This window comes from Oryzihumus sp. JJN4-3R (assembly GCF_057747915.1).
Map to the genome: position 1 here is coordinate 612,116 of NZ_CM173229.1, position 24,246 is coordinate 636,361.

At 71.7% G+C, this 24,246-nt stretch carries 24 protein-coding genes; 11 read left to right on the forward strand and 13 right to left on the reverse strand.

The features are described 5' to 3' along the window. Position 1: 1 nt before the first annotated feature. On the reverse strand, positions 2 to 445 hold the full coding sequence (locus AC3ANM_RS02735; RefSeq protein ID WP_488286607.1) for an SRPBCC family protein: 444 nt from the start codon (positions 443 to 445) through the stop codon (positions 2 to 4). A gap of 19 nt (positions 446 to 464) precedes the next feature. Further along, positions 465 to 851: a hypothetical protein gene (locus tag AC3ANM_RS02740; protein ID WP_488286608.1), complete on the reverse strand. Its 387-nt coding sequence runs from the start codon at positions 849 to 851 to the stop codon at positions 465 to 467. A gap of 93 nt (positions 852 to 944) precedes the next feature. Here AC3ANM_RS02740 and AC3ANM_RS02745 point away from each other — a divergent pair, with 93 nt between their 5' ends. After that, positions 945 to 2,744 (forward strand): AMP-dependent synthetase/ligase, encoded by a 1,800-nt coding sequence (locus AC3ANM_RS02745; protein WP_488286609.1) that lies wholly within the window; start codon positions 945 to 947, stop codon positions 2,742 to 2,744. Positions 2,745 to 2,761: 17 nt separating this feature from the next. Beyond that, positions 2,762 to 4,096: a hypothetical protein gene (locus tag AC3ANM_RS02750; RefSeq protein WP_488286610.1), complete on the forward strand. Its 1,335-nt coding sequence runs from the start codon at positions 2,762 to 2,764 to the stop codon at positions 4,094 to 4,096. On the opposite strand, the gene AC3ANM_RS02755 is transcribed toward AC3ANM_RS02750, so the two are convergent. Genes AC3ANM_RS02755 through AC3ANM_RS02770 form a run of 4 tightly spaced genes read right to left on the reverse strand, consistent with a single transcriptional unit; the run spans position 3,991 to position 7,472 of the window. Beyond that, the gene (locus tag AC3ANM_RS02755) at positions 3,991 to 4,503 is read right to left on the reverse strand and encodes an NUDIX hydrolase (RefSeq protein WP_488286611.1); all 513 of its coding nucleotides are present in this window, start codon (positions 4,501 to 4,503) and stop codon (positions 3,991 to 3,993) included. The two genes, AC3ANM_RS02750 and AC3ANM_RS02755, sit on opposite strands and share 106 nt — an antisense overlap. Before the next feature lie 11 nt (positions 4,504 to 4,514). Continuing rightward, complete coding sequence (locus AC3ANM_RS02760; protein WP_488286612.1) at positions 4,515 to 5,849, reverse strand: M48 family metalloprotease; 1,335 nt, start codon at positions 5,847 to 5,849, stop codon at positions 4,515 to 4,517. Between the two features lie 12 nt (positions 5,850 to 5,861). After that, complete coding sequence (locus AC3ANM_RS02765) at positions 5,862 to 7,205, reverse strand: hypothetical protein (RefSeq protein ID WP_488286613.1); 1,344 nt, start codon at positions 7,203 to 7,205, stop codon at positions 5,862 to 5,864. Positions 7,206 to 7,235: 30 nt separating this feature from the next. Continuing rightward, entirely contained in the window at positions 7,236 to 7,472 is a 237-nt protein-coding gene (locus AC3ANM_RS02770; RefSeq protein WP_488286614.1) for a hypothetical protein, read from the reverse strand. Between the two features lie 236 nt (positions 7,473 to 7,708). Here AC3ANM_RS02770 and AC3ANM_RS02775 point away from each other — a divergent pair, with 236 nt between their 5' ends. Beyond that, positions 7,709 to 9,577, forward strand: a complete 1,869-nt coding sequence (locus tag AC3ANM_RS02775) for a DEDD exonuclease domain-containing protein (RefSeq protein WP_488286615.1) — start codon at positions 7,709 to 7,711, stop codon at positions 9,575 to 9,577. Positions 9,578 to 9,586: 9 nt separating this feature from the next. Then, complete coding sequence (locus AC3ANM_RS02780; RefSeq protein WP_488286616.1) at positions 9,587 to 9,871, forward strand: Lrp/AsnC family transcriptional regulator; 285 nt, start codon at positions 9,587 to 9,589, stop codon at positions 9,869 to 9,871. A 25-nt stretch (positions 9,872 to 9,896) separates the two neighbouring features. On the opposite strand, the gene trpD is transcribed toward AC3ANM_RS02780, so the two are convergent. Further along, the gene (gene trpD, locus AC3ANM_RS02785; RefSeq protein WP_488286617.1) at positions 9,897 to 10,961 is read right to left on the reverse strand and encodes an anthranilate phosphoribosyltransferase; all 1,065 of its coding nucleotides are present in this window, start codon (positions 10,959 to 10,961) and stop codon (positions 9,897 to 9,899) included. Between the two features lies 1 nt (position 10,962). Then, entirely contained in the window at positions 10,963 to 11,442 is a 480-nt protein-coding gene (locus AC3ANM_RS02790; protein WP_488286618.1) for a response regulator, read from the reverse strand. Positions 11,443 to 11,573: 131 nt separating this feature from the next. On the opposite strand from AC3ANM_RS02790, the gene ctaE reads away from it, so the two are divergent. From ctaE to qcrB, 4 genes are all read left to right on the forward strand, one after another. Continuing rightward, entirely contained in the window at positions 11,574 to 12,239 is a 666-nt protein-coding gene (gene ctaE / locus AC3ANM_RS02795) for an aa3-type cytochrome oxidase subunit III (protein ID WP_488286619.1), read from the forward strand. Positions 12,240 to 12,288: 49 nt separating this feature from the next. Then, complete coding sequence (gene qcrC / locus AC3ANM_RS02800) at positions 12,289 to 13,071, forward strand: cytochrome bc1 complex diheme cytochrome c subunit (protein WP_488286620.1); 783 nt, start codon at positions 12,289 to 12,291, stop codon at positions 13,069 to 13,071. Between the two features lie 61 nt (positions 13,072 to 13,132). Then, positions 13,133 to 14,200 carry a cytochrome bc1 complex Rieske iron-sulfur subunit gene (gene qcrA / locus AC3ANM_RS02805; RefSeq protein ID WP_488286621.1) on the forward strand — a complete coding sequence of 356 codons (1,068 nt, stop codon included), beginning with the start codon at positions 13,133 to 13,135 and terminating at the stop codon, positions 14,198 to 14,200. Further along, the gene (gene qcrB, locus AC3ANM_RS02810; RefSeq protein WP_488286622.1) at positions 14,197 to 16,005 is read left to right on the forward strand and encodes a cytochrome bc1 complex cytochrome b subunit; all 1,809 of its coding nucleotides are present in this window, start codon (positions 14,197 to 14,199) and stop codon (positions 16,003 to 16,005) included. Before qcrA ends, qcrB begins: the two co-directional genes overlap by 4 nt. Before the next feature lie 113 nt (positions 16,006 to 16,118). On the opposite strand, the gene AC3ANM_RS02815 is transcribed toward qcrB, so the two are convergent. Continuing rightward, a complete protein-coding gene (locus AC3ANM_RS02815) occupies positions 16,119 to 17,381 on the reverse strand; it encodes a VOC family protein (RefSeq protein ID WP_488286623.1) in 1,263 nt (420 codons plus the stop codon). 137 nt (positions 17,382 to 17,518) lie between these two features. Here AC3ANM_RS02815 and AC3ANM_RS02820 point away from each other — a divergent pair, with 137 nt between their 5' ends. Then, entirely contained in the window at positions 17,519 to 17,875 is a 357-nt protein-coding gene (locus tag AC3ANM_RS02820) for a metallopeptidase family protein (protein WP_488286624.1), read from the forward strand. A 175-nt stretch (positions 17,876 to 18,050) separates the two neighbouring features. Here AC3ANM_RS02820 and AC3ANM_RS02825 read toward each other — a convergent pair whose 3' ends face one another. The 4 genes from AC3ANM_RS02825 to ctaC form a co-directional block, all read right to left on the reverse strand. Then, a complete protein-coding gene (locus AC3ANM_RS02825) occupies positions 18,051 to 19,283 on the reverse strand; it encodes a L,D-transpeptidase (protein ID WP_488286625.1) in 1,233 nt (410 codons plus the stop codon). Between the two features lie 292 nt (positions 19,284 to 19,575). Then, positions 19,576 to 19,977 (reverse strand): cytochrome c oxidase subunit 4, encoded by a 402-nt coding sequence (locus AC3ANM_RS02830; RefSeq protein WP_488286626.1) that lies wholly within the window; start codon positions 19,975 to 19,977, stop codon positions 19,576 to 19,578. Further along, positions 19,977 to 21,710, reverse strand: coding sequence for an aa3-type cytochrome oxidase subunit I (gene ctaD / locus AC3ANM_RS02835; RefSeq protein ID WP_488286627.1), 1,734 nt, complete (start codon positions 21,708 to 21,710; stop codon positions 19,977 to 19,979). The genes AC3ANM_RS02830 and ctaD overlap by 1 nt, the downstream gene beginning before the upstream one ends. Next, entirely contained in the window at positions 21,710 to 22,591 is an 882-nt protein-coding gene (gene ctaC / locus AC3ANM_RS02840) for an aa3-type cytochrome oxidase subunit II (RefSeq protein ID WP_488286628.1), read from the reverse strand. The genes ctaD and ctaC overlap by 1 nt, the downstream gene beginning before the upstream one ends. 227 nt (positions 22,592 to 22,818) lie before the next feature. Here ctaC and AC3ANM_RS02845 point away from each other — a divergent pair, with 227 nt between their 5' ends. Together AC3ANM_RS02845 and AC3ANM_RS02850 are read left to right on the forward strand one after the other, a co-directional pair. Then, positions 22,819 to 23,943 (forward strand): cysteine desulfurase family protein, encoded by a 1,125-nt coding sequence (locus tag AC3ANM_RS02845; RefSeq protein ID WP_488286629.1) that lies wholly within the window; start codon positions 22,819 to 22,821, stop codon positions 23,941 to 23,943. After that, on the forward strand, positions 23,940 to 24,233 hold the full coding sequence (locus AC3ANM_RS02850; RefSeq protein WP_488286630.1) for a sulfurtransferase TusA family protein: 294 nt from the start codon (positions 23,940 to 23,942) through the stop codon (positions 24,231 to 24,233). The genes AC3ANM_RS02845 and AC3ANM_RS02850 overlap by 4 nt, the downstream gene beginning before the upstream one ends. The last annotated feature ends 13 nt before the right edge of the window (positions 24,234 to 24,246 follow it).

Genomic DNA, 24,246 nt, shown 5'->3' on the forward strand with positions numbered 1-24,246 from the left:
CCTACGACTCGACGCGCTTCTTGAGCTCCTTGAGCGCGGTGTCGATGATGACCTTCTCGGCCTTGCGCTTGAGCATGCCCAGCATGGGGATCTTGACGTCGACGGCCAGCCGGTAGGTCACGGTCGTGACGACCTCGTCGCCCTGGAGCGTGTAGGAGCCGTTCATCGCCTTGAGCACCTCGGCGGTGACCAGCGACCAGGAGATGACGCCGGTGCCGTCCTCGACGACGTCCCAGTCGTAGTCCAGGACGTAGGTGTCCTTGATGGCGCCGGCATCGAGGGTGAACTGCACCTGGTCGGCCCAGCCGTCACCGTCCTCGGACAGCACGGAGACCTTCTTGACCTCGCCGGCCCACTGGGGGTAGCTGTCGAAGTCCGCGATGACGTCGAGGACAGCGCCCGGCGACGCGGCGATGTCGATGCTGGACTCAGTGCGCTCGGCCATGGGCGAAGGCTACAGGCCGCTATCGGGCGCGTCCCTCCAGCACGTCCTTGAGCCGCGTGACGTCACGCTTCCAGCGCAGGGTGTGCCGGGTGCCGGCCGTGCGCCGGCGCCGGCCGAGCCCCTGACCACGCACGTAGTGGTGCACGATCACCCCGTCCCGGAACGGTTCGAGCCAGATCTCCATCGTGCCGGCGATCGCTCCCTCGATCTCCCAGCGCTGCCCCTTGACCCCCCGGTCCCGGACGGTGCGCAGGCGCAGGTCCGGCCACCACCGGGCGTGGTTGTGGGGGTCGGCGACGAGGGCACAGACCTCTTCCGGGGCGACGTGGATGTAGGTGTCGTCGACGATGTCGACGGGGACCGCACGCTGCAGGGGGTGGGTCAGGGGCAATGATGGGACGAGCATGGCTGCACAAGTGTGACATTCGCGATGAGCCGCCGGATGTGACCCGTGGGTAAGGTTCGGGTGCGTGCTCGAGACTTTGGCTGAGGAGGCCGTGTGAAGGACATCGCCGTACCCGCGCTGGTTCCGACGAGGACGGAGGGCAACCTCTCGGACCTGCCGGCGCGCAACGGGACGGAGCGACCCGACGCCGTGGCCTTCTCCCGCCGTGAGGGTGAGCAGTGGGTCGACATCACCAATGAGCGCTTCCTGCGCGAGGTCCGTGCCCTGGCCAAGGGCCTGATGGCCGCCGGGATCGGCGTCGGCGACCGCGTCGCCATCATGAGCAAGACCCGCTACGAGTGGACCCTGGCGGACTTCGCCGTGTGGACCGCCGGCGCAGTGGCCGTCCCGATCTACGAGACCTCCTCCCCCGAGCAGGTGCACTGGATCCTGTCCGACTCCGGGGCGGTCGCGGTCATCCTCGAGACGCCGGCCCACGCGACCGCGCTGGAGGAGGTCCGCGACCAGCTGCCCGCCCTCAAGCACGTGTGGCAGATCGACGCCGCAGACCTCGACCGCCTCGCCGTCGAGGGCGAACGGGTCACCAACGCCGACCTCGACACGCGACGCGCCAAGGTCAACCGCGCCGACACCGCCACCATCATCTACACCTCAGGCACCACCGGCCGGCCCAAGGGCTGCCAGCTCACCCACGACAACTTCATGGCCCTGGCCGAGAACTGCGTGGAGCGGCTCGGCTCGGTCGTCGCCGTCGAGGGCGCGTCCACGCTGCTCTTCCTGCCGCTGGCCCACGTCTTCGCCCGCTTCATCGAGGTGCTCTGCGTCGCCGCCGGCGCCCGCATGGGCCACTCGGCCGACATCAAGAACCTGCTGGCCGACTTCGGCACCTTCCAGCCCACCTTCATCCTCTCGGTGCCCCGCGTGTTCGAGAAGATCTACAACTCCTCGGAGCAGAAGGCCACCGCCGAGGGCAAGGGCAAGATCTTCCACACGGCCGCCGAGGCCGCCATCGCCTGGAGCAAGGCCCAGGACGAGGGTGGCCCGGGACTCGGCCTGAAGGTCAAGCACGCCGTCTTCGACCGGCTCGTCTACGGCAAGCTGCGGGCCGCCATGGGCGGCAGGGTCCTGTATGCCGTCTCCGGCGGCGCGCCGCTCGGCACCCGCCTCGGGCACTTCTTCCGCGGCATCGGCCTGACCGTCCTCGAGGGCTACGGCCTCACCGAGACCACCGCCCCGGCGACGGTCAACACCCCCGAGCTGATCAAGATCGGCACGGTGGGCGCTCCCCTGCCGGGCATCTCGATCCGGATCGCCGACGACGGCGAGGTGCTCGTCAAGGGCATCGACGTCTTCTCCGGCTACCACAACAACCCCCAGGCCACCGCCGAGGCGATCAAGGACGGCTGGTTCCACACCGGCGACATCGGCGAGCTCGACGACGACGGCTTCCTGAAGATCACGGGCCGCAAGAAGGAGCTCCTCGTCACCGCCGGCGGCAAGAACGTCGCCCCCGCGGTGCTGGAGGACCGCCTGCGCGCCCACCCGCTGGTCTCGCAGTGCATCGTCGTCGGCGACCAGAAGCCGTTCATCGCGGCCCTGGTCACGCTCGACGCCGAGATGCTGCCGCAGTGGGCCAAGAACAACGGCCTCGAGGGCCTGTCGATGGAGGACGCCCCGGACAACGAGGCGATCCGCGCCGAGATCCAGCGGGCGGTGGACAGCGCCAACAAGGCCGTGTCCAAGGCGGAGTCGATCCGCAAGTTCACGATCCTGCCGGGCGACTTCACCGAGGAGAACGGCTACCTCACGCCGTCGCTGAAGCTCAAGCGCAACATCGTCATGAAGGACTTCGGCACCCAGGTCGAGGCCCTCTACTCCGGCGCCCGGGAGTGACCTCTACGGTCTAGGGCATGCTCTCCCGCACCGGGGTCGCCCGGACCCTGCCGTATGCCGTGGCGCTGGCCTGGGTGGCGACGTTCGCCGCCCTCCAGTGGAGCGTCGTGCGCTTCGAGGTGCTCATCGTGGCGACCCTCACGGCCGCCACGGTGGCCCTGGCGTGCTGGCAGTGGCGTGCCCCGGCCGCCCCGGCAGCGACCCAGCGCTCGATCTCGTTGGCGTTGCTGGGGTCTGCGGCCGTGACGGCCTACGTGCCGCTGTTCTGCTACCTCTCCCCCGGCGGCAAGCGGTGGGCGCTCGGCGCGTTCATCGTGGGTGCCGTCGTGTGCGCCGTCCTGGTGCAGCGGCCCGGCCCCACGACGGGGCTGCTGGTGCTGGGAGCCGCGGTCACGGCATACCTGGTGGGGTCGGTCATCGCCATCGTCGACGACCCGGCGCCGAAGATCGACGTGTGGGTCACGCTGCAGCAGGCCAGCGACGGGATGCTGCACGGGCAGAACATGTACGCGATGACGTGGACGGGGTCGCCGGGCATCAAGGACGCGTTCACCTACCTTCCGTGGACCGCGGTGCTGCTGGCGCCCGGCCGCTGGCTGGCCGGCGACGTCCGGTGGGCACTGGTGGTGTGGACGATGGTGGCGGCCGCCGGGATGCTCGTCCTGGGCCGCGGCCAGGTCGCCGACCGCCGGGCCCTGTGGGTCGCCGGCCCGCTCATGGCCCTCCTGCTGCTGGCGCCCGGCACGCTCACCCAGGTCGACCAGGCCTGGACCGAGCCGCTGCTGCTGGCCGGGATCGTCTGGTGGGCGGTGCTGGTGCGCCGCGGCCATCCGTGGTGGGCGGTGCTCCCGCTGGCGCTGGCCTGCGCCAGCAAGCAGCACCTGGCCTTGCTGCTGCCGATCCTGCTGGTGTGGCGGCCCTTCGGCTGGCGCCGCTCGGTGGCGACCGGTGCCGTGACTGGCGTGCTCATCGCGCCGTGGTTCCTCGCGAGCCCCGCCGACTTCGTCCACGACACGGTGTCGCTGCTGGTGACCTTCCACCCGATCAAGTTCGCCAACACGCTCTACCTGCTGGCGCTCAACGAGTTCGGCGTGATGCTGCCGTTCGCCCTGACCGGGCTCGTGGTGTTCGGCACCCTCGGCGCGGTGATCGTCACGGTGTGGCGCCGGCAGCCGGGGTTGCCCGAGCTGCTGCGCTGGCTGGCGCTGATGCTGCTGGTGGCCAACCTGGTCAACAAGCAGGCGTTCTACAACCAGTTCTGGCTGGTCGGGGCGCTGGTGGCCGTCTCCCTCGCCACGAGGTCCTCGACCAGCTCGGCGAGGAACTCGGGGAAGACCGTCTCGGCGACCTGATCCAGGGCCCGGGCCGGCAGCCAGTCGATGGCGATCGTGGAGCGCACCTCGGCCTCCTCGAACGCCGCCGGACTGGCGGTGAAGCGCGTCGTGCGGGCACCGAAGAAGACCTGCTCCTGGTGGATCTGCCTGCCGTCGAAGGGGAAGACGACGACGTCCTCGCGCAGCGGGCCGACCAGGTCGGCGGGGTCGAGCCGCAGTCCCGTCTCCTCCCACACCTCCCGGACCGCCGCCGCGCGCGGGTCCTCCCCCTCGTCGACGCCGCCGCCGAGGGAGTACCAGTAGGAGTCGCGCGGGTTGGCCGGGTCGGTGCCGTGGATCATCAGCACGTGGTCGTCCTCGTCGAGCAGGATGACGCGGGCCGCCCGGCGCCGCAGGATCTCGGTGCCGTCGGCGGTGCGCTCCATGGCGCAGGACCCTAGCGGTGGAGCGCCTGCCACGCCCGGGCCTGGGCGATGCGCCACGCCGGGTCGGGGTGGGTCGCGAACAGCGCGGTCTGCCACCAGGTCGGGTCCAGCCGGCTGAGGTTGCTCACGGCGAGGTCGTGCTGCATCCGCTCGAAGGCCGGCACGTCCCGCGTGACGTCGAGGGCGTGGACGTCGGCGGCGGCCTCGATGTGGCGGCTGACGAGGTTGGTGACCGGCGCGGCGACCCAGGGCGCCGTCGTCGCGACGGCGACCAGGAGGACGGTGCCGCGCACGACGTCGCGTCGCCTCGGCTCGTCGGTCACGAACCACCGTGAGCCGCGGGGGGAGGTGAGCAGCCACGCGAGCGCCAGCACCCCGGTGGCCGCGCCGACGGCCCCGAGCGCGGTGCCGCGCAGGACGTCCTGGTGGCGCACGTGGCCGAACTCGTGCGCGACCACCGCCAGCACGGCGGCAGGGTCCTGGCGGGCCCGGGCCAGCGTCGTGTCGTCGAGCACGACCCACCGGGTCGAGCCCAGCCCGGAGACGTGGGCGTTCTCCCCGGTGGTGCGCGAGCTGGCGTCGGAGACCACGACCCGCACGTGCGGGATGCCGTCACGGGCGGCCAACGCGGTGATCGAGCGGGTCAGCGTGCTCTCCGGCAACGCGGTGAACCGGTTGTAGGCGGGCTCGATGACCAGCGGGTAGAGGACCGAGCCCAGGACGGTGAGCACGGCGGCTCCCCCGGCCAGCAGCCACGGCCAGCGGCGGGGGGCGCGGCGCACCACCCACCACACGGCGAGGACGCCGAGGGCGGTGATGCCTGCGCCGAGACCGAGGCCGACCAGCTCGTCGCGCAGCCAGCCGGGCCAGGCCTGGGTGGACAGGCCGAACCGGCGCAGGACGACCTCGGAGTGCACGGCGAACGGCAGGGTGACCAGCCACTGCAGCGCCACCACGGCCAGCACCGTGCCCAGGACGACGGGCCAGCGCCGGCGGGGAGCCGGCGAGGGCTCCTGCCCGGTTCGGCCACCCTGCCGGTCCTGACCACCCTGCCGGTCCTGACCACCCTGCCCGTCGCGACCACCCGGCCGGTCACGGCGGCGCAGGAGGAGCAGGAGAGCCCAGGGCACGGCCACCCCCAGGGCGAGGGCGACGAACGGCCAGGGGCCCAGGTCGGCCCGGAAGGCCGCCGCGCGGTGCACTTCCGCCGCGGTGAAGTCGGCGGCCACGTGCGGCCGGACTGCCGCGGGGGCGCCCAGCGGCTGCCACGGGGTCAGCAGCGCCACCCCGGCGGCCACGAGGGCGGCGCCGACCGCGGCCCCGACCGCGAGTGCCCGGCGGCTCATGGCGTCATCCCCTCACGCGCCGGCGAGCTGGCGCAGGTAGGCCAGCCAGGACGTGGTGAAGTGCTTCTGGGTGACCCCGAGCACCGACGTGAAGGCCTGCGCCGTCGCCTGGTCGGGGTCGCCGAGCGGCGCGCTGCCGGAGGTCCCCTCCCCCGCCGCCGCGCGGTAGAACGCCACCAGCTTGCGCTCGCCGTAGAGGTCGGCGATCCGCTCCACCGCCAGCCACGCCGCCGAGTAGGCGGGGGCGATGGTGCTGCGCGTGGGGTCGAAGTCGGTGGCGGTCGGCAGCCGGGTCGGGCCCTTGCCCTGACGGACGCGGGTGAGCAGCTCGGCGGCCACCCGCTGGCGGGGCAGGCCGAGCCCGGAGTAGCCGACGTGGTCGGCCATCCCCTCCGACAGCCAGATCGGCACCTGGCGCGTCGTGGTCGAGCGGATCGCCACGTGGGTGAGCTCGTGGGTGATGACCACGCGCCGGCCGAGTGCCGCGAGCCGGGAGTAGGCACCCGGGTTGACCACGATCCGGTCGGCCTGGGCCCTCTCCCCGGCGGTGATCGGCCCCTCGGTGACGGCGGCGACCTGGTCCAGGCCGGTCTTCTCGCGCGAGAGCAGGGCCGCGAACTCGGCGGTCGTGGCCGGCGTGACGAGGACGACCCGGCGGCTCCAGCCCCGGCCCCAGACCGCCGTCACCCGGGCGACCCCCGCGTCGGCCTGGCTGCGGTAGGCCTGCATCCGGGCCAGCGGGGCGTTGCCGAGCACCAGCGAGCTCTGCCCGCTCAGCACCCGCATGCCGGGCAGGTCCCACACCTGAAGCTGGGTGCCGCCGTCCCGGTCGTCGGCCAGCCGCCAGCCGCCGGCGCCGTGCGTGACGGTGAGGTAGAGGTCGTAGGTGCGCGGGCCGCGGTCGTAGCCCGCGAGCGACCACTGCCCCTCCACCTTCGCGACCCACGCCTGCGCCCCGGCGCCGACGTCGGTGGGCGTGAGCTGCGGCTGGTTCAACGGGTCGGCGAAGGTGAACCGCGACAAGGGCAGCCGCATGAGGTGGTCGAACACGGCCGACTGCCGCTTGCCGAACGCGGACCGCGGGTCGGCGACGGTGGCCATCCAGTCGGCCTTGCGGCGCTTCCTCACGGCCTCCGTGCGCCGCTCCAGCAGCGACTGCAGCGCCTGTGTGCGCATCTGGTCGGGGTCGGGACCGGGGGTGCCCGCCGGAGCGCTCGCGGACGTGGGGCCACGGGTCCCGGAGACCACCGGGATGCCGTGGGACAGCACCCCGGTGAGGACGAGCGTGACGACGGCCCCGAGGATCACCGCGAGCGCCAGGAAGGTGGCTTGCCGCCAGCGCGATGCCCGTGTCACGGGCGTCACTCTAGAAGGCGGGGTTGTGGGTCAGACCGCAGCCCGGGCACCGGACCACGGCTCGCGCCGGGCGCGCAGCCCCGCCACGCGCTCCCGGGCCAGCAGGCCGGCGCCCACGAGGGCGTCGACGGCGCGCCGCTCCCCCGGGTCCAGCGGCAGCTCCGCGGGCTGCGGCGCCGTCAGGGCGGTGACCACGCACCCCTCGCAGCGGGTCCCCCGCACCGGGCACGTGTCGCAGTCCATGATCATCGGTCGCGTGGGTGGCATCGGCGTCCCTCCTCCTGCGCTGGTCGGCGAGCCCCCGTGCGGACCAGCCCGTGACCAGCACGCTAGGCACCGGGTCCGACAGTCCCCCGCCACGGGCGAGCCGGCCGCGTCCGGCGGCCCACCCGGCAAAGCCGCGCCGGCCCCCCGACGCCTCCCCGCCGCCCTGACCTGCTGCGACGAGCCACGCGGGGGTGTCGGCGACCGGCCTGTCGGCGGCACGGCATACGGTCCGGGGCATGCAGGGCGTCCAAGGAACACTCGACGATCTGGGCACACCCCTGTCCGGGGTGACGTTCGTGGTCGTCGACCTCGAGACCACCGGCGGCAGCCCCGCCGGGGCGCACATCACCGAGATCGGCGCCGTGAAGGTCCGCGGCGGCGAGGTCGTCGGCGAGTTCCAGACCCTGGTCAACCCGGGCGAGGCGATCCCGGCGTTCATCTCCCTGCTGACGGGCATCACCGACCGCATGGTCGCCGACGCCCCCCGCGTGGACGCGGCGCTGCCGGCGTTCCTCGAGTTCGCCCGGGGCAGCGTCCTGGTCGCCCACAACGCCCCCTTCGACGTCTCCTTCCTCAAGGCGGCCGCCGCGCTGACCGGGCACGAGTGGCCCCGGTTCCGGGTCGTCGACACCGCCCACCTGGCGCGGCAGCTCGTGACCAAGGACGAGGCGCGCGACCGCAAGCTGGGCACCCTCGCCCGGCTCTTCGGCGCCGCGACGACCCCCGACCACCGGGCCCTGCACGACGCCCGCGCCACGGTCGACGTGCTCCACGGCCTGCTCGCCCGGGTGGGCAACCTCGGGGTGCACACGCTGGAGGAGCTGGGCAGCTTCTCCTCGCGGGTGTCGGCGGCCCAGCGCCGCAAGCGGCACCTCGCCGAGGGACTGCCGAGCGCGCCGGGGGTCTACCTCTTCAAGGACGCGCAGGGCCGCGTCCTCTACGTCGGCACCTCGCGCGACATCCGCACCCGCGTCCGCACCTACTTCACCGCCTCGGAGCAGCGCACGCGCATGGCCGAGATGGTCGGCATCGCCGAGACCGTCACCCCCGTCGTGTGCCAGACCACGCTGGAGGCCGAGGTCCGCGAGCTGCGGCTCATCGCCGAGCACAAGCCGCGCTACAACCGCCGCTCACGCCACCCCGAGCGCTCCCCCTGGGTCAAGCTGACCGTCGAGCCGTTCCCCCGGCTGAGCATCGTGCGGGAGGTCCGCGACGACGGCGCCCGCTACGTCGGGCCGTTCTCCTCACGCAGGGCGGCCGAGTCGGCGATCGCCGCCGTGCACGAGGTGGTGCCGCTGCGGCAGTGCACCACCCGGATCACCGTCAAGGGGCGCTCCGCGAGCTGCGTCCTCGCCGAGATGGGTCGGTGCGGGGCGCCGTGCACCGGGGCCCAGGACGTCGAGGCCTACGCGCAGGTCGTCGAGCGCGTGGCCCGGGCCATCTGCGGCGACGCCCGAGAGGTCGTCGCCGCCCTGCACCACCGGATGGACCTGCTGTCCACCCAGGAGCGTTACGAGGACGCCGGCGAGGTGCGCGACCGCATGCTGCACCTGGTCCGCGCCGCCGCCCGCACCCAGCGCCTCGCCCCGCTCGCGGCGAGCCCGGAGGTCGTCGCGGCCCGGCGTGCCGAGGCCGGGGGCTGGGAGGTGGTCTGCGTGCGCCACGGCCGGCTCGCCGGCACCACGGTCAGCCCGCGAGGCGCCGACCCGATGCCCTACATCGAGGCGCTGCGCGCCAGTGCCGAGGTCGTCCCGGCGGCCGTCGGCCCCGCGCCCTCGGCGTTCCCCGAGGAGACCGAGAAGGTCCTGCGCTGGCTGGAGAGCCCCGGCGTGCGGATCGTGAGCATCGAGGGCGAGTGGACCTGCCCGGTCCACGGTGCCGGGGCCGCCCGGGCCCGGCTCGAGCCGCTCGCAGCGGCCTACCGCGACGCGGTGGGCTTCGACGAGCCCGGGGGCGCGGGGCTGCGGCACCAGCCGCCGGCCGCCGTGCCGTCCGCGGCGCCGGGCCCGTCCGCACCTGCCGCACCTGCCGCACCTGCCGCCGAGCCTTCTGCTGCAGCGCCGGGCACGGCGTCGGCCACGGCACCCGTCGCCGCCGCGGGCTAGGGTTGGCCCGTGATTACCGCCATCGTGCTGATCAACGCCGAAGTCGACCGCATCCCCGAGGTGGCCGCCGCCATCGCCGAGATCGACGGGGTCAGCGAGGTCTACTCCGTCACCGGCGACGTGGACCTGATCGCCGTGGTCCGGGTGCAGCAGCACGAGCAGTTCGCCGACGTCATCGCCGACCGGCTCAACAAGGTGCAGGGCGTGCTCGGCACGCAGACGCACATCGCGTTCCGCACCTACTCCAAGCACGACCTCGAGGCGGCCTTCAGCCTCGGCCTCGACGACGCCTGACACCGACGCCAGCCACCGGTCGCGGTCAGCTGCGGGTCGCGGCGACCCAGCGCTCGATGACCGCCGTCGCACCGCCCTCGTCGATGGCACGGGCGGCGCGGGCCATCCCGGCACCCACCTGGGCGGTGAACGCCGCCGCGCCGTGCCCGCGGTCGGCCTCGGTGAGGGCGAGCGCGATACCGGCATTGAGCAGGACGGCGTCGCGCACCGGACCGGCCTGACCGGCGAAGACGTCGCGCACGACCTGGGCGTTGTGGACCGCGTCCCCACCCCGCAGCGACTCCAGCGGGTGCAGCTCGAGGCCGAGCTCGCGCGGGTCGAGGGTGTGCTCGCGCACGACGCCGCCGCGGACCCACCACACCGACGACGTCGTGGAGATCGTCAGCTCGTCCAGGCCGTCGTCGCCCCGGAACACCGCGGCGTCCTTGCCCCGGCCGGCGAAGACCCCCGCCATGAGGGGAGCCATCCGCTGGTCGGCGACGCCGACCGCGGCATACGTCGGCTGGGCGGGGTTGGTGAGGGGCCCGAGGACGTTGAACGCCGTCCCGATGCCGAGGTCGCGCCGGGGCGCCGCCGTGTGCCGGAACGAGGGGTGGAAGGTCTGGGCGAAGCAGAACGTGATGCCGGCCTGCCCGGCGACCTCGGCCACCCGCGCGGGCGGGATCGTCAGGTTGACCCCGAGCGCCTCGAGCACGTCGGCTGAGCCGGAGCTGGAGGACGCCGCCCGGTTGCCGTGCTTGACGATCGTGACGCCGGCGGCGGCGCACACGATCGAGGCCATCGTGGAGATGTTGACCGTGTGGGACCGGTCCCCGCCGGTGCCGACGATGTCGAGGCTGGTGCCCGGGACCTCGATGCGGTTGGCGTGGCTGAGCATCATGTCGGCCAGGCCGCGCATCTCCTCGACGCTCTCTCCCTTGGCCCGCAGCGCCACGAGGAAGCCGGCGATCTGCGCCGGGGACGCCTCGCCGCTCATGACGCGGTCCATCGCCCAGGCGGCCTCGGCCGTCGTCAGGTCGTGTCCGGCCAGCAGCGAGGTGAACACCGCCGGCCAGGTCGTCACGTCATGGGCCGGCGTGTCCGCGGCCACGTCAGCCCGCAGACGAGGGGTTCCCCGCCACCCGCGCCAGCTCCGCGACGGCGTGGGCCACCGCCATCGGGTCGAGCGGGTGCGGGACGGCCAGGTCGGCCTGCGACCAGGCGGCCAGCCAGCCGTCCTGCGGGCGGCCCGTCAGGACCAGGATCGGCGGGCAGTTGTAGATCTCGTTCTTGAGCTGGCGGCACAGGCCGAGGCCACCGGTGGGCGCCGCCTCCCCGTCGAGCACGAGCAGGTCGAAGCCGCCCTGCTCGACCGCCTCGATGACCGCCGGCGCCGTCGCGCACTCGCGCCACGCACTCACCTCGACGTCCCGCGCGGGGCGGCGGCCGACCGCGAGCCGCACGGCGTCACGGGTGGCGATGTCGTCGCTGTAGAGGAGCACCTGGACGCGATGCGTCACCGTCGAGCCGGCCACGGTGGGCGTGGCCTCGATCGCAGCGGACGGGCCCGACGGTGCGTGCGAAACGGTCATGCCGCGCATGCTACCGAAGCCGTTGGCACGTAACGATGTGACATCCCGCGGCGCCCCTCGTGCGGGGGCACGGGGCCCGACGGGCCTTTGGCGGGGGGTCGCCGACCCATGCCGGATGGAATGGGGCAATAATGGCCGCCGTGGCGACCGCATCAGCAGTGACATCCAGTACCCAGGCAGGCACGATCCCCGGCCACGGCCCGGTGACCCGACCGAACATGACCTCGGTGGGCACCATCGTGTGGCTGGCGAGCGAGCTCATGTTCTTCGCAGGCCTGTTCGCGATGTACTTCACCATCCGCTCTGTCTCCCCCGAGCTGTGGAAGACGCAGACCGAGCACCTCAACGTGCCCTACGCGACGGTCAACACCCTGGTGCTGGTCATCTCGTCGGTGTGGTGCCAGCTCGGCGTCTTCAAGGCCGAGCACGGCCAGCCGGCCCGCACGGGCTCGCTGCTGCAGTTCGGCAAGTGGGGCATGCGCGAGTGGTACGTCCTGACCTACATCTTCGGCGCGATCTTCGTGTCCGGCCAGGTCCTGGAGTACGCCACGCTCGTGCACGAGGGCCTGAGCATCTCGGCCAACGCCTACGGCTCGGTGTTCTACCTGACGACCGGCTTCCACGCCCTGCACGTCACCGGCGGCCTCCTGGCGTTCCTGCTGATCATCGGCCGCACCTTCACCACGCGTCGCTACACGCACGCGCAGGCGACGGGCGCGATCGTCACCTCGTACTACTGGCACTTCGTCGACGTGGTCTGGATCGCACTGTTCGCGACCATCTACCTGCTCAAGTGACGTTGACTCCCCCTACCGACCTCCGAACCGACGCCGACAGGACCGCACTGTGAACGCACTGGCCGCCCGCCGCCGACACCCGGCGGCGATCGTCATCCTCCTGCTCCTCGGGCTCGCAGTCACCGGTGGCCTCTACGCCGCCCTGGCGCCCAAGCCCGCGCAGGCTGCGACCGCCACCGCCGATGACGTCTCTGCGGGCAAGAAGCTCTTCCTGGCCAACTGCGCCACCTGCCACGGCCTCCACGCCGAGGGCAGCAAGGCCGGTCCGACGCTGGTCGGCGTGGGTGCCGCCGCCGTCGACTTCCAGGTGGGCACGGGCCGTATGCCGCTCGCCGGGCCTGCGGTGCAGGCCAAGCGCACGATGCCGGTCAAGTTCTCCGACCAGCAGATCGCGCAGATGGCGGCCTACGTCGCCTCCCTCGGCCCCGGCCCGGCGGTCCCCGACGCCGCCGACACCGCCGGCAACGGCAACATCGCCAAGGGCGCCGAGCTGTTCCGCGTGAACTGCGCCATGTGCCACAACTTCGCCGGCTCCGGCGGTGCGCTGACCCGCGGCAAGTTCGCCCCCAGCCTGCGCAACATCGAAGGCAAGCACATCTACGAGGCGATGCTGACCGGCCCCCAGTCGATGCCGGTCTTCAACAACACCAACCTCTCCCCGCAGGACAAGAACGACATCATCAGCTACCTGCATGACGTCGACAAGGCCGACAACCCCGGTGGCCTCAGCCTCGGCAACCTCGGCCCGGTGTCCGAGGGCATGTTCGTCTGGATCTTCGGCCTCGGCCTCCTGATCGCCTGCGCCGTCTGGCTGGGCTCGAAGGCGGCCTGATGAGCAATCCGTCCCGCTCTCCGCTGCGAATGAACCGCGAATCGACAGGATCGACCACACGATGAACGAACACGGCACCGACGCCCCGGACGGCCAGTCCACCGCGGCCGTCCGCCTCGACCAGGGGCACATCGAAGGCACCGGGGGCATCCCGGAGCGCTTCACCAACCCCGGTCTCCCCGCGCACGTCCACCGCTCCGCGGACCTGGACGACAAGGCCGCGCGCAAGGCCGAGAAGCAGGTGGCGACGCTCTTCACGCTGTCGATGATCGGCACGCTGGTCTTCGTGGTCGCCTACTTCGCGATCGACCACGGGACCACGGTCTTCATGCCCGGCATCGGCCTGGCCAACCTGCAGAACGTCGTCCTCGGCGTCAGCCTCGCGGTCAGCCTCTTCATGATCGGCGCCGGCGCCGTGCACTGGGCCAAGACCCTGATGCCCGACGAGGAGGTCATCGAGGAGCGTCACCTGCTGCGCTCCGGCGACGAGGACCGCACGGGTGCGGTCGACACCATCCTCGGTGGCGGCGACCAGGCCCAGCTCGGCCGGCGTCCGCTGATCAAGTACACCCTCGGCGGTGCGCTGGGCCTCTTCGGCATCCCGCTGGTCCTGCAGGTCGCTGGTGGCCTGGGGCCGCTTCCGGGCAACGCCCTCTCCACGACCTTCTGGAAGAAGGGCATGAAGCTCATGCGTGACCCGGAGATGACGCCGATCAAGGCCTCCGACGTCACCATCGGCTCGGTGTTCCACGTCATGCCCGAGGGCATCGACAAGAGCGAGCACGTGCTCGAGGAGAAGGGCAAGGCCGCGGTCCTGCTCATGCGCCTCGACCCCGCGGACATCAAGGTGCCCAAGGAGGTCGAATGGGGTCACGATGGGATCGTGGCCTACTCCAAGATCTGCACCCACGTGGGCTGCCCCGTGGGGCTGTACGAGCAGCAGACCCACCACCTGCTGTGTCCTTGCCACCAGTCCACGTTCGACGTGACGCAGGACTGCAAGGTGATCTTCGGACCGGCTGGTCACCCGCTTCCGCAGCTGAAGATCACCGTTGACGACCAGGGCTACCTGGTTGCCGATGCACCCTTCCGCGAGGCGGTTGGCCCGAGCTTCTGGGAGCGCGGATGAGCACTGCAACTTCCCCCAAGGGCGCAGCAAGCCTGCGCGCCGACGACCCGAAGCCGGCTGAGGCCACCTCGGGCCCGATGAAGGTCGCGGGCGGCCTCGGTGGCTGGGTCGATGACCGCACGGGGCTGGCCAAGCCGGTCCGCTACCTGCTGAAGAAGGTCTTCCCCGACCACTGGTCGTTCATGCTCGGCGAGATCGCGATGTACTCCCTCGTGATCCTGCTGCTCTCGGGCACGTTCCTGACCTTCTGGTTCGTCCCCAGCGCCGGGCACGTGATCTACAACGGGTCGCACGTCCCGCTCAAGGGCATCGCGATGAGCGAGGCCTACAAGTCGACGCTGGACATCTCCTTCGACGTCCGCGGTGGCCTGATCATCCGGCAGATCCACCACTGGTCGGCGCTGCTGTTCATCGTCTCGATCATGGTCCACATGTTCCGGGTGTTCTTCACCGGCGCGTTCCGCAAGCCGCGTGAGATCAACTGGGTGATCGGCACGTTGCTGTCGATGCTGGCCATCGTCGAGGGCTTCGCCGGCTACTCCCTGCCGGACGACCTGCTCTCGGGCACGGGTCTGCGGGCGGCTGAGGGCTTCATGCAGTCCATCCCGGTCCTCGGCTCCTACATCGCCTACTTCGTCTTCGGTGGCGCGTTCCCGGGTGAGGCGATCATCCCCCGCCTCTACACGGTCCACGTGCTGCTGATCCCGGCGATCATCGTGGCGCTGTTCACCGCGCACATCGTCCTGGTCATGGTGCACAAGCACACCCAGTACCCCGGGCCGGGCCGCACCAACGAGAACGTCGTGGGCTACCCGCTCATGCCGGTCTACATCGCCAAGGCCGGTGGCTTCTTCTTCATCGTCTTCGGCGTCACCGCCCTGATGGCCGCCCTGGTCTCGATCAACCCGATCTGGATGTACGGACCCTACGACCCCTCCCCGGTGACCGCCGGGTCCCAGCCGGACTGGTACATGGGCTTCGCCGACGGCGCGCTGCGCCTGATGCCGGGCTGGACCGAGCTGCACTTCTGGGGCATCACGCTCGGGCTCAACGTCTTCGTGCCGTCGATCCTGCTGATCCCGGTGCTCTACGGCCTGGCCGGCGCCTACCCGTTCCTCGAGGCGTGGGTCACCGGTGACAAGCGCGAGCACCACCTGCTGGACCGTCCGCGCAACGCCCCGACCCGCACGGGCATCGGCGTCATGGCGCTGGTCTTCTACGGCATCCTGTTCTTCGCCGCCGGCAACGACCTCATCGCCATCAAGCTGGGGCTGTCGATCAACGACATCACCAACACGTTCCGCGTGATGCTGCTGGTCGCTCCCCCGCTGTCCTTCTGGGTCACCAAGCGGATCTGCCTCAGCCTGCAGCGCCGTGACCGCGACCTGGTCCTCCACGGTCGCGAGACGGGCCGGATCGTCCGCACCGCCGAGGGTCGCTTCTTCGAGGTGCACGAGCCCCTGGCCGAGGGCGACCGCTGGACCCTGGTCCAGCACGAGGCCCACCGCCCGCTCGAGCTCGGCTCGGCGGTCGACGCCAACGGCGTGCGCCGTCCGGGTGCCCGCAAGGACCGGATCCGCGCCAAGCTCTCGAAGTTCTACTTCGAGGACCGCGTCGACCCGGTGACCCCCGCCGAGCTCGCCGCCGCTCACCACGACGGCCACGAGGAGGAGGCCCTGGAGTCCATCGAGGGTCGCCCCCAGTGGGTCGGCCAGCTGCACGGTGGGGCCGACGAGCGCGACGACGTCGACGCCTACGCGCCGCACGAGACCGAGGGTGAGGCCACGGAGCGCAGCTCCCACTGACCGCGCCCCCATGACGAAGGCCCCCGACCGCCACGGTCGGGGGCCTTCGTCGTCCCGGTATGCCGGGTCGCCCGGACCGTCGGCCGCCTCCCACACTCCGCCAAGGGGGTGGGTCAGCCCTCGTCGAGGCAGAGGCAGAACGGGTGGCCGGCCGGGTCGATGAGGACCCGGACGGTGTCCTGCGGCTGGGCCGTCGCGAGCGAGGCGCCCAGGGCGAGGGCCTCGGCGACCGCCGACTCGAGGTGACCCACCTGGAAGTCGAAGTGCATCATCGGGCGCTGCTCACCATCGGCCGGCGGCCACACGGGCGGCCGATAGTCACGCGCCTGCTGGAACACCAGGAAGACCGAGCCCTGGGGAGGCGCGAGGATCGCCGTCCCGGGCTCCTCGTGCCCGATCTGCCACCCCAGCAGCCGGGAGTAGAACCTCGCGAGGGCCCCCGGGTCCGGCGCCTCGATCGCGGTGCCCCACCACATCCCGGCCCTGCGCGACCGCACTCCGGCTGCCTCCCGCTTCGGCTCCCCCACCTGCTGCGCCGCGGGTTGCTCCGCAGCGGGCTGGCTCGGTGCCGAGTGGTCCGTGGCCGGCCGATCCGCCGGCGGCCGGGTCGTGAGGGCGTCGAGGTCACGCTCGGCGAACTGCCGGTGCCACCACTCCTCGTTGAGGATCGTGGCCAGGACCTCGCGCACCGGGAAGCGCGCCCCCTCCGGTGGCCACCCCGGTCCTTCCGCGGGCTCGGTCGAGCCCGCGAGCTGCTCGTCGGTGAGGTCGTCGACGACGCGACGCACCGTGGCCATGCGGTCGGCCCGCAGGGCCAGCACCTCGTCCAGGGACGGGCGGGCGTCGCGGTCGCGCGGGATCCCCGGGGTGTCCGGCATCTCGTCCCAGGGCAGGTCGAGCGGGTCCCACGGCGACGGGTCGCCGAGCAGGGCCCGGCGGACCCAGGCGTCCGTGGCGAAGGCGAGGTGCCGCAGCGTCTGGGTGAACGACCACTCGCCGTCCACGCTCTCGTGCAGCAGGGCCGGGTCGAGCTGCCGGGCCCGGTCGACGGTCTCGGCCCACAGCGCCTCGATCACCGTCCACGCCTCGCGGAAGCCGGCGGCATCGACCGGTCGCAGCTTCGTGCGCTCGGGGTGCCGGCGGTCGAGCTCTGCCTCGATCAGCGGCCCGACGTCGACGCCGTTGACCCGCAGGCTCTCCACCTCGCCGTTGATGTCGACGTCCTTGAGGGCGGCGCCGCGGATCCTCACGCCGACCAGGTCGACGTCGCGGAGCTGGGCGCCGGAGAGGTGGACCTGGTCGAAGGTGGCCCCGGTGACGTCGACCCGGTGAAAGCGCGCACCGGCCAGGTTGCGCTCGTGGAAGTCTTCACCCATGGGTGGGACCGTACGCCGCATTGCGGACGTCCTGCGTCCGGTTCCCGGATCCTGCCCGCCGGCGCGTCCATCCGGTGCGCTCCCCTCCCGCGTGCACGACCACCCGGTCTGCCGGACGGGATGAGAGGGTGCGACGCATGGGAGTCCACCTGTCCCGCCAGGAGTTCGAGGAGGCCGTCGGCGACGCCCTCGACGCGGTCCCGGCCGAGCTGCTCGACCTGATGGACAACGTCGTCTTCCTCATCGAGGACGAGTCGCCGGAGCACGACCCGGACCTGCTCGGCGTCTACGACGGGACTCCCCTCACCGAGCGAGGCGACGCCTGGGCGATGGGCTCCCTCCCCGACCGGATCACGCTCTTCCAGGGCCCGCTCCAGCGGATGTGTGAGGACCGCGAGGAGCTGCTCGACGAGATCGCCGTGACCGTGGTCCACGAGATCGCCCACCACTTCGGCATCGACGACGAGCGGCTCCACGACCTCGGCTGGGACTGAGCGGCCCGGCCGCGACAACGCCATTCAGCCGCGGGGGCCATGTCCGGCCGGCCACACGGCATACCGGCGCTGCCGTGCTCGGCCGCCACCCGGCATACCGGGCCGGAAAAGGCGGCGGGGGCGGGTCCGACACCGGACCCGCCCCCGTCCGGTCCCCCAGGACCCCCTCAGGGGCTCAGGAGAGCGCGCTCTGGGCCTTCCAGCCCGAGAAGGAGTACATCCACACGCCGTAGCCCTCCGTGGGCTGGAACGGCCGGTTGGAGCCGGTGAACGTCACGACGTCACCGACCTTGGAGTGCTCGAACATCCACTGCGCGTCGGCCGGGGCCATGTTGGTGCAGCCGTGGGAGACGTTGGCGTTGCCCTGGGCGCCGACCGACCACGGCGCGGAGTGGATGAACTCTCCCGTCCAGGTCAGGCGCATGGCCCACTTGGTGTCGATCTTGTAGTAGCCCGGCTTGCCCTTGGGGATGCCGACCGTGGCCGAGTCCATCGTGACGTCGCCGTCGCGGGAGATGATGACCTTGGTGCCGTAGCGCGTCTCGGTCTTGGGCCCGGGCCGGCCGGTGCTCACCTTGAAGGTGCGCAGCACGGCGCCGTTCTGGCGCACCGTCATCGTGTGGGCCTTCATGTCCACGGTGCTCACCATCGAGGAGCCGACGGTGAAGCTGGTGCTGTGGTCGGCGGCGACCCACTTGCCGTCGCCGGTCTGGACGCCGTGCAGCGGGGCGTTCACGGTGACGTGGGTGCCGGGGACCCAGTAGCTCTTCGGCCGCCACATCAGCTGGCGGTTGTCCAGCCAGCCCCAGGCGCCCTCCTGCTTGGGGCTGACCGAGATCTTCATCAGCTTCTCGACCTGCGCCCGCTCGGCCTTGGTCTGCACCGGGGAGTCGAACTGCACGCTGACCGGCATCCCCACCCCGACGGTGCCGCCGCCGGGGATCAGCCCGTAGGTCGCGGTGACTGTGGGCGTCAGGGTGCGGAAGGAGGAGGTCGTGGTCCGCTTCAGCCCGTCCGGTCCGGTCGCGGTTGCGGTCAAGGTGTATGCCGTGCCAGGAGTGAGCCTGCCGCTCGCCTTCCAGGCGCCGTCGGCGCCGACCGTACCCGGCACGGCGTCGCCGGTGGCGTCGGTGAGGACGACCTTGCCGAGCGTGCCGCTCTGGGCGCTGACGCTGACCGGCGCGTTGGGCGAGACACCCGTGGCATTGTCGGCCGGGTTGATGTCGAGCACCGCGGGCCGGGGCTCGGGCGTCGTGGTGGTCGTCGCCGACGGGACCCCGCCGCCGCCGGCCCGCCCTGCGGCGGCGTGCCTGCCCGAGGCGGCGCCGGGCTGGCAGGCCGTCACGAGGACGGCTCCGGCCAGGACCACGGCCGCGACGGACGCGCGCCGGCGAGCTGCTGTTGTCACCACGTTGATCGACTCCCACCCTGACGACTGGTCCTGCGGCGCCCACCCCCCGATGGGCGCACACCCATTACGACGCACGGGCCACGTTGGTGGTTGGCCGCATCGCCGCCGTCGCCGGTCACGGTCCGGCAACGAATGCCCAGGGAGGTGCCGATGTCGCGGGCACCTCTGAGCCCGCCGAAGCCGTGGCCGCCCGGTGAGGGCGGCCACGGCTGTCGGTTTGTGTGACCCAGACTACCTGCTCCCGACGAGGTGGTCGTCGCGAGCTGCGGGTCGTGCGCGAGGGTGCGGCTCAGACCGCGTGCTCCCCGCGGAAGTACTCGAACACCCAGCCGATCGTGGCCATGGCACCGAAGACCACGCCGATGACCACGAGCCACCAGCCGACGGCCAGGCCCAGGAAGACCATGGCGGCGGAGGCGGCCAGCGGCAGCGGCCACCAGCTGTGCGGGCTGAAGAAGCCGTAGTCGCCCTCGGCGGCCTCGATCGGCGCGTAGGGGTCGTCCTCGGGACGGTCATCGAGCTTGCGACCGGTCCACCAGAGGTAGAACCCGATCAGGGCGGACAGGCCGGCGGTCAGCATCAGGGCCACCGGCCCGACCGGCTCGTTCCAATGGGTGAAGAAGCCGTAGATCAGCCCGAGGGGGGCGAAGATGAACGTCCCCGCGCCGAACAGCCAGGTCTCGACCTTCATCAGTGCTTGTCCTCCGTGTGGTGCAGGTCCGGCTCGCCGAGCAGGGAGTCCAGGATGTTCTTGTCAGCCTGCGGCGAGTCGTAGGCCGCGACCTCCGGGTGGTGCAGGTCGAAGGCCGGACGCTCCGAGCGGATCCGCGGGATCGTCTCGAAGTTGTGCCGCGGCGGCGGGCAGGAGGTCGCCCACTCCAGCGAGGCGCCGTAGCCCCACGGGTCGTCGGTCTCCACCAGCGGAGCCGTGCGCCACGTCTTCCACACGTTGTAGAGGAAGGGCAGCGTCGAGGCACCCAGCAGCAGCGCGCCGGCGCTGGAGACGTCGTTCATCCACTGGAAGCCGTCCTCGGGCAGGTAGTCCGCGTAGCGACGCGGCATGCCGATGACGCCCAGCCAGTGCTGGATGAGGAACGTGGTGTGGAAGCCGATGAACAGCATCCAGAAGTGGATCTTGCCCCAGCGCTCGTCGAGCATCCGACCGGTGAGCTTGGGCCACCAGAAGTAGAAGCCACCGAACATCGCGAACACGACCGTGCCGAACACGACGTAGTGGAAGTGCGCCACCACGAAGTAGGAGTCGGACAGGTGGAAGTCGAGGGCCGGGCTGGACAGGATGATGCCGGTCAGGCCACCGAAGAGGAACGTGATCAGGAAGCCGATCGCCCACAGCATCGGCGTCTCGAAGGTGAGCGAGCCACCCCACATGGTGCCGATCCAGTTGAAGAACTTCACACCGGTGGGCACCGCGATGAGCATCGTCATGACCGCGAAGAACGGCAGGAGGACCTGGCCGGTGGCGTACATGTGGTGCGCCCAGACCGAGACCGACAGCGCCGCGATGGCGATCGTCGCGAAGACCAGCGTCTTGTAGCCGAAGATCGGCTTGCGGGAGAAGACCGGCAGGATCTCGCTGATGATGCCGAAGAACGGCAGGGCGATGATGTAGACCTCGGGGTGCCCGAAGAACCAGAACAGGTGCTGCCAGAGCATCGCGCCGCTGTTCTGCGGGTCGAAGACGTGGGCCCCGAGCTGGCGGTCGGCTCCGAGCGCGAGCAGCGCGGCGGCGAGGACCGGGAAGGCCATCAGCACCAGGATCGAGGTGATCAGGATGGTCCAGGTGAACACCGGCATCCGGAACATCGTCATGCCCGGAGCGCGCATGCAGATGATCGTGGTGATGAAGTTGACCGCACCGAGGATGGTGCCGAAACCACCGAGGGCCAGACCGAACACCCACAGGTCGCCACCGATGCCGGGGCTGTAGGAGGTGTCGGACAGCGGGGAGTAGGCGAACCACCCGAAGGAGGCCGCACCCTGCGGGGTGAGGAAGCCGGCGGAGGCGATCAGGCCACCGAACAGGTAGAGCCAGTAGGCGAACATGTTCAGGCGGGGGAAGGCCACGTCCGGCGCGCCGATCTGGATCGGCATCAGCGCGTTGGCGAAGCCGGCGAACAGCGGCGTCGCGAACAGCAGCAGCATGATCGTGCCGTGCATGGTGAACAGCTGGTTGAACTGCTCGGGGTTGTCCACGACCTGCAGGCCGGGCTCGACCAGCTCCGCACGGATCAGCAGCGCCAGCAGGCCGCCGATCATGAAGAAGATGAACGAGGTGATGAAGTAGAGGTTGCCGATGACCTTGTGGTCAGTCGTCGTCACCCACTTCACGACCGTCTGCCCCGGCGAGCGACGACGCTGGGTCGGCTCCACCAGAATGGTGCGGGGGGACGTCACGGTGGCCATCAGTTGCTCCCGCTGTTCGGAACGTACTGCTGCTCGTTCGGCTGGAGGTGCTCACGGCTGAGGCCGTTGTCCAGCTGACCGGTGTTGCCGCGGGCCTTGAGCTCCGCGATGTGCTTGTCGTAGTCCGCCTGGGAGACGACCTTCACCTGGAACAGCATCTGTGAGTGGTAGGCGCCGCAGAGCTCGGCGCACTTGCCCTGGAAGGTGCCGATCTCGGTCGGCACCACCTGGAACTTGTTGACCCGGCCCGGGATCATGTCGAGCTTCTGCAGGAACTGCGGCACCCAGAAGGAGTGGATGACGTCGCGGGCGGTCAGGACGAACTCGACCCGCTTGTTGACCGGGAGGTACATCGTCGGGAGCTGGGCCTCGACGCCGGGCTTGCCGGTGAGCTCGGCCTGCGTGCCCGACTCGTAGGTCTGGGCGTCGACGTAGTTGAAGTCCCAGCTCCACTGCTTGCCGACCACGTTGACCGTGACGTCCGGCTTCTTGCTGGTGTCCAGCAGGGCGGACTCGTCACGGGCGGTGTAGTAGAAGAGCACCGCGATCATGAACAGCGGGACGACCGTGTAGAGGATCTCGATCGGCACGTTGTAGCGCAGCTGCTCGGGCAGGCCGGTGTCGTCCTTCTTGCGGCGGTAGGCCACGACGCACCAGATGGTCAGGCCCCAGACGATGACGCCCACGATGAGGGCGGCGATCCAGGAGCCGTTCCAGAGGTTGATCACGCGAGCGCTGTTGGCGGTCACGCCGTGCGGCAGGTAGCCGCGCTTCACCTGCTCACCGCAGCCGGAGAGGGCCACGGCCGCCAGCACCGCGATTCCGGTGAGAGTCAGGCCCCGCCGCTTCGCGCGTGCGGAAGTGTCATCGTGCGGACGCAACGGGTGCACCTTCCGGGATTCGAGTCCGAGTAACGGCCAAACCCTACTCCCCCGCCTGTCGGCCACGACCTCAGGGTCGGACTAACGTCTGAGCCGTGGCGCACGACGATCCCCGCCCCCCGGCGGACCCCTCCCCCGGCCCTCCCGCCGCCCCCTCGAGCGGCCCCTCCACCGGTCCTTCGGCCGGTGCCCCCGGGCGCGGGTTCCTCGACGCCGCAAGGGCCCCCATGCTTCCTGCCGCGCGCGAGACGCTGCTCGCGGCGCTCGACGTCGGCTGGGCCGACCCGCGCCGACTGCACGCCGAGGGCCGCCGCGCCCGCGCCCTGCTCGACCAGGCCCGCGAGGTCCTCGCCGATGGCCTCGGCGTCCGCCCGCCGGAGGTCTCCTTCCTGCCCGACGGCCCGTCCGCGCTGCGGACGGCGGTCGACGGGGTCCGGTATGCCGCGCGGCGCCGGGGGCAGCGCGTCGTGGCCTCCGCGGTGGAGCACTCCGCGGTCCTGCTCGAGGGCCGGTATGCCGCGGCCCAGGCGGGAGAGGCGGACCGGTTCACGGAGGTGCCCGTGGACCGGCTCGGCCGGGTGGACCCGCAGGCCCTGGCCAGCGCGGTCGCGGCACCGGGCACCGTCGCCGTGGTCGTCCAGCACGCCAACGGAGAGGTGGGCACCCGCCAGCCGCTGGCGGAGGTCCACGAGCTCACCCGGGCCGGGGGCGTGCCCCTGGTCGTGGACGCGATGGGCGCCCTCGGCCGGGACCCGGTGCCCGCGCACTACGACGTCCTGGCCGGCGAGGCGCTGTCGTGGGGCGGGCCGCCCGGCGTGGGCGTCCTCGTCGTGCCCGAGCGGGTGCGCTGGCGCCGCCCCGGCCCGGTCTCGGAGCTGGAGGCCGGGCGCACCGACGTGCTGCCGGTGGTCCCGCTGGCCCTGGCCGCCGCCGAGGCGTGGCGCCAGACCGCGGCGGTGCGCGAGGCCGACGCCGCCGGCGCCCGGGAGCTCGTGGACCGGATCCGCGCCGCTGCCGCCGCAGTGCCCGACGTCGAGGTCGTCGGCGACCCGGACGAGCGGCTCCCCCACGTGGTGACGTTCTCCTGCCTCTACGTCGACGGTGAGGCGCTGGTGACCGAGCTGGACCGGCGGGGCTTCGCCGTGGCGTCCGGGTCGGCTTGCACGGCCAGCACGCTGGAGCCCAGCCACGTCCTGGCCGCGATGGGGGTGCTCACCCACGGCAACGTGCGGGTCACCCTGCCGCTCGAGGCGGTCAGCCCCGACCGTGCCGCGGTCGTGGACCGGTTCTGCGCCGAGCTGCCGGACGCGGTGGCCTCCGTGCGCGCCCAGCTGGGGGTGCACGGCCTGTGAGCAACCGGCAGCCCGAGGACGTGGTCGAGGTCGACGCACGCGGCCTGCGCTGCCCGCTGCCGGTCATCCGGCTGGCGACCGCCGCCCGGGACGCCGCACCCGGGACCGAGGTCCTCGTCCTGGCCACCGACCCCGCTGCCCGCCACGACATCCCGGCGTGGTGCCGGATGCGCGGGCACACCCTCGCCCAGGTGAGCGAGGACCCCGGCGGTGGGCACACGGCATACCGGGTGGTGCTGGGTGAAGGGGTGCCGCGGACCGCGGCGGGCCAGGCGACCGCGCCGGGCTAGGCGAACGCGCCGG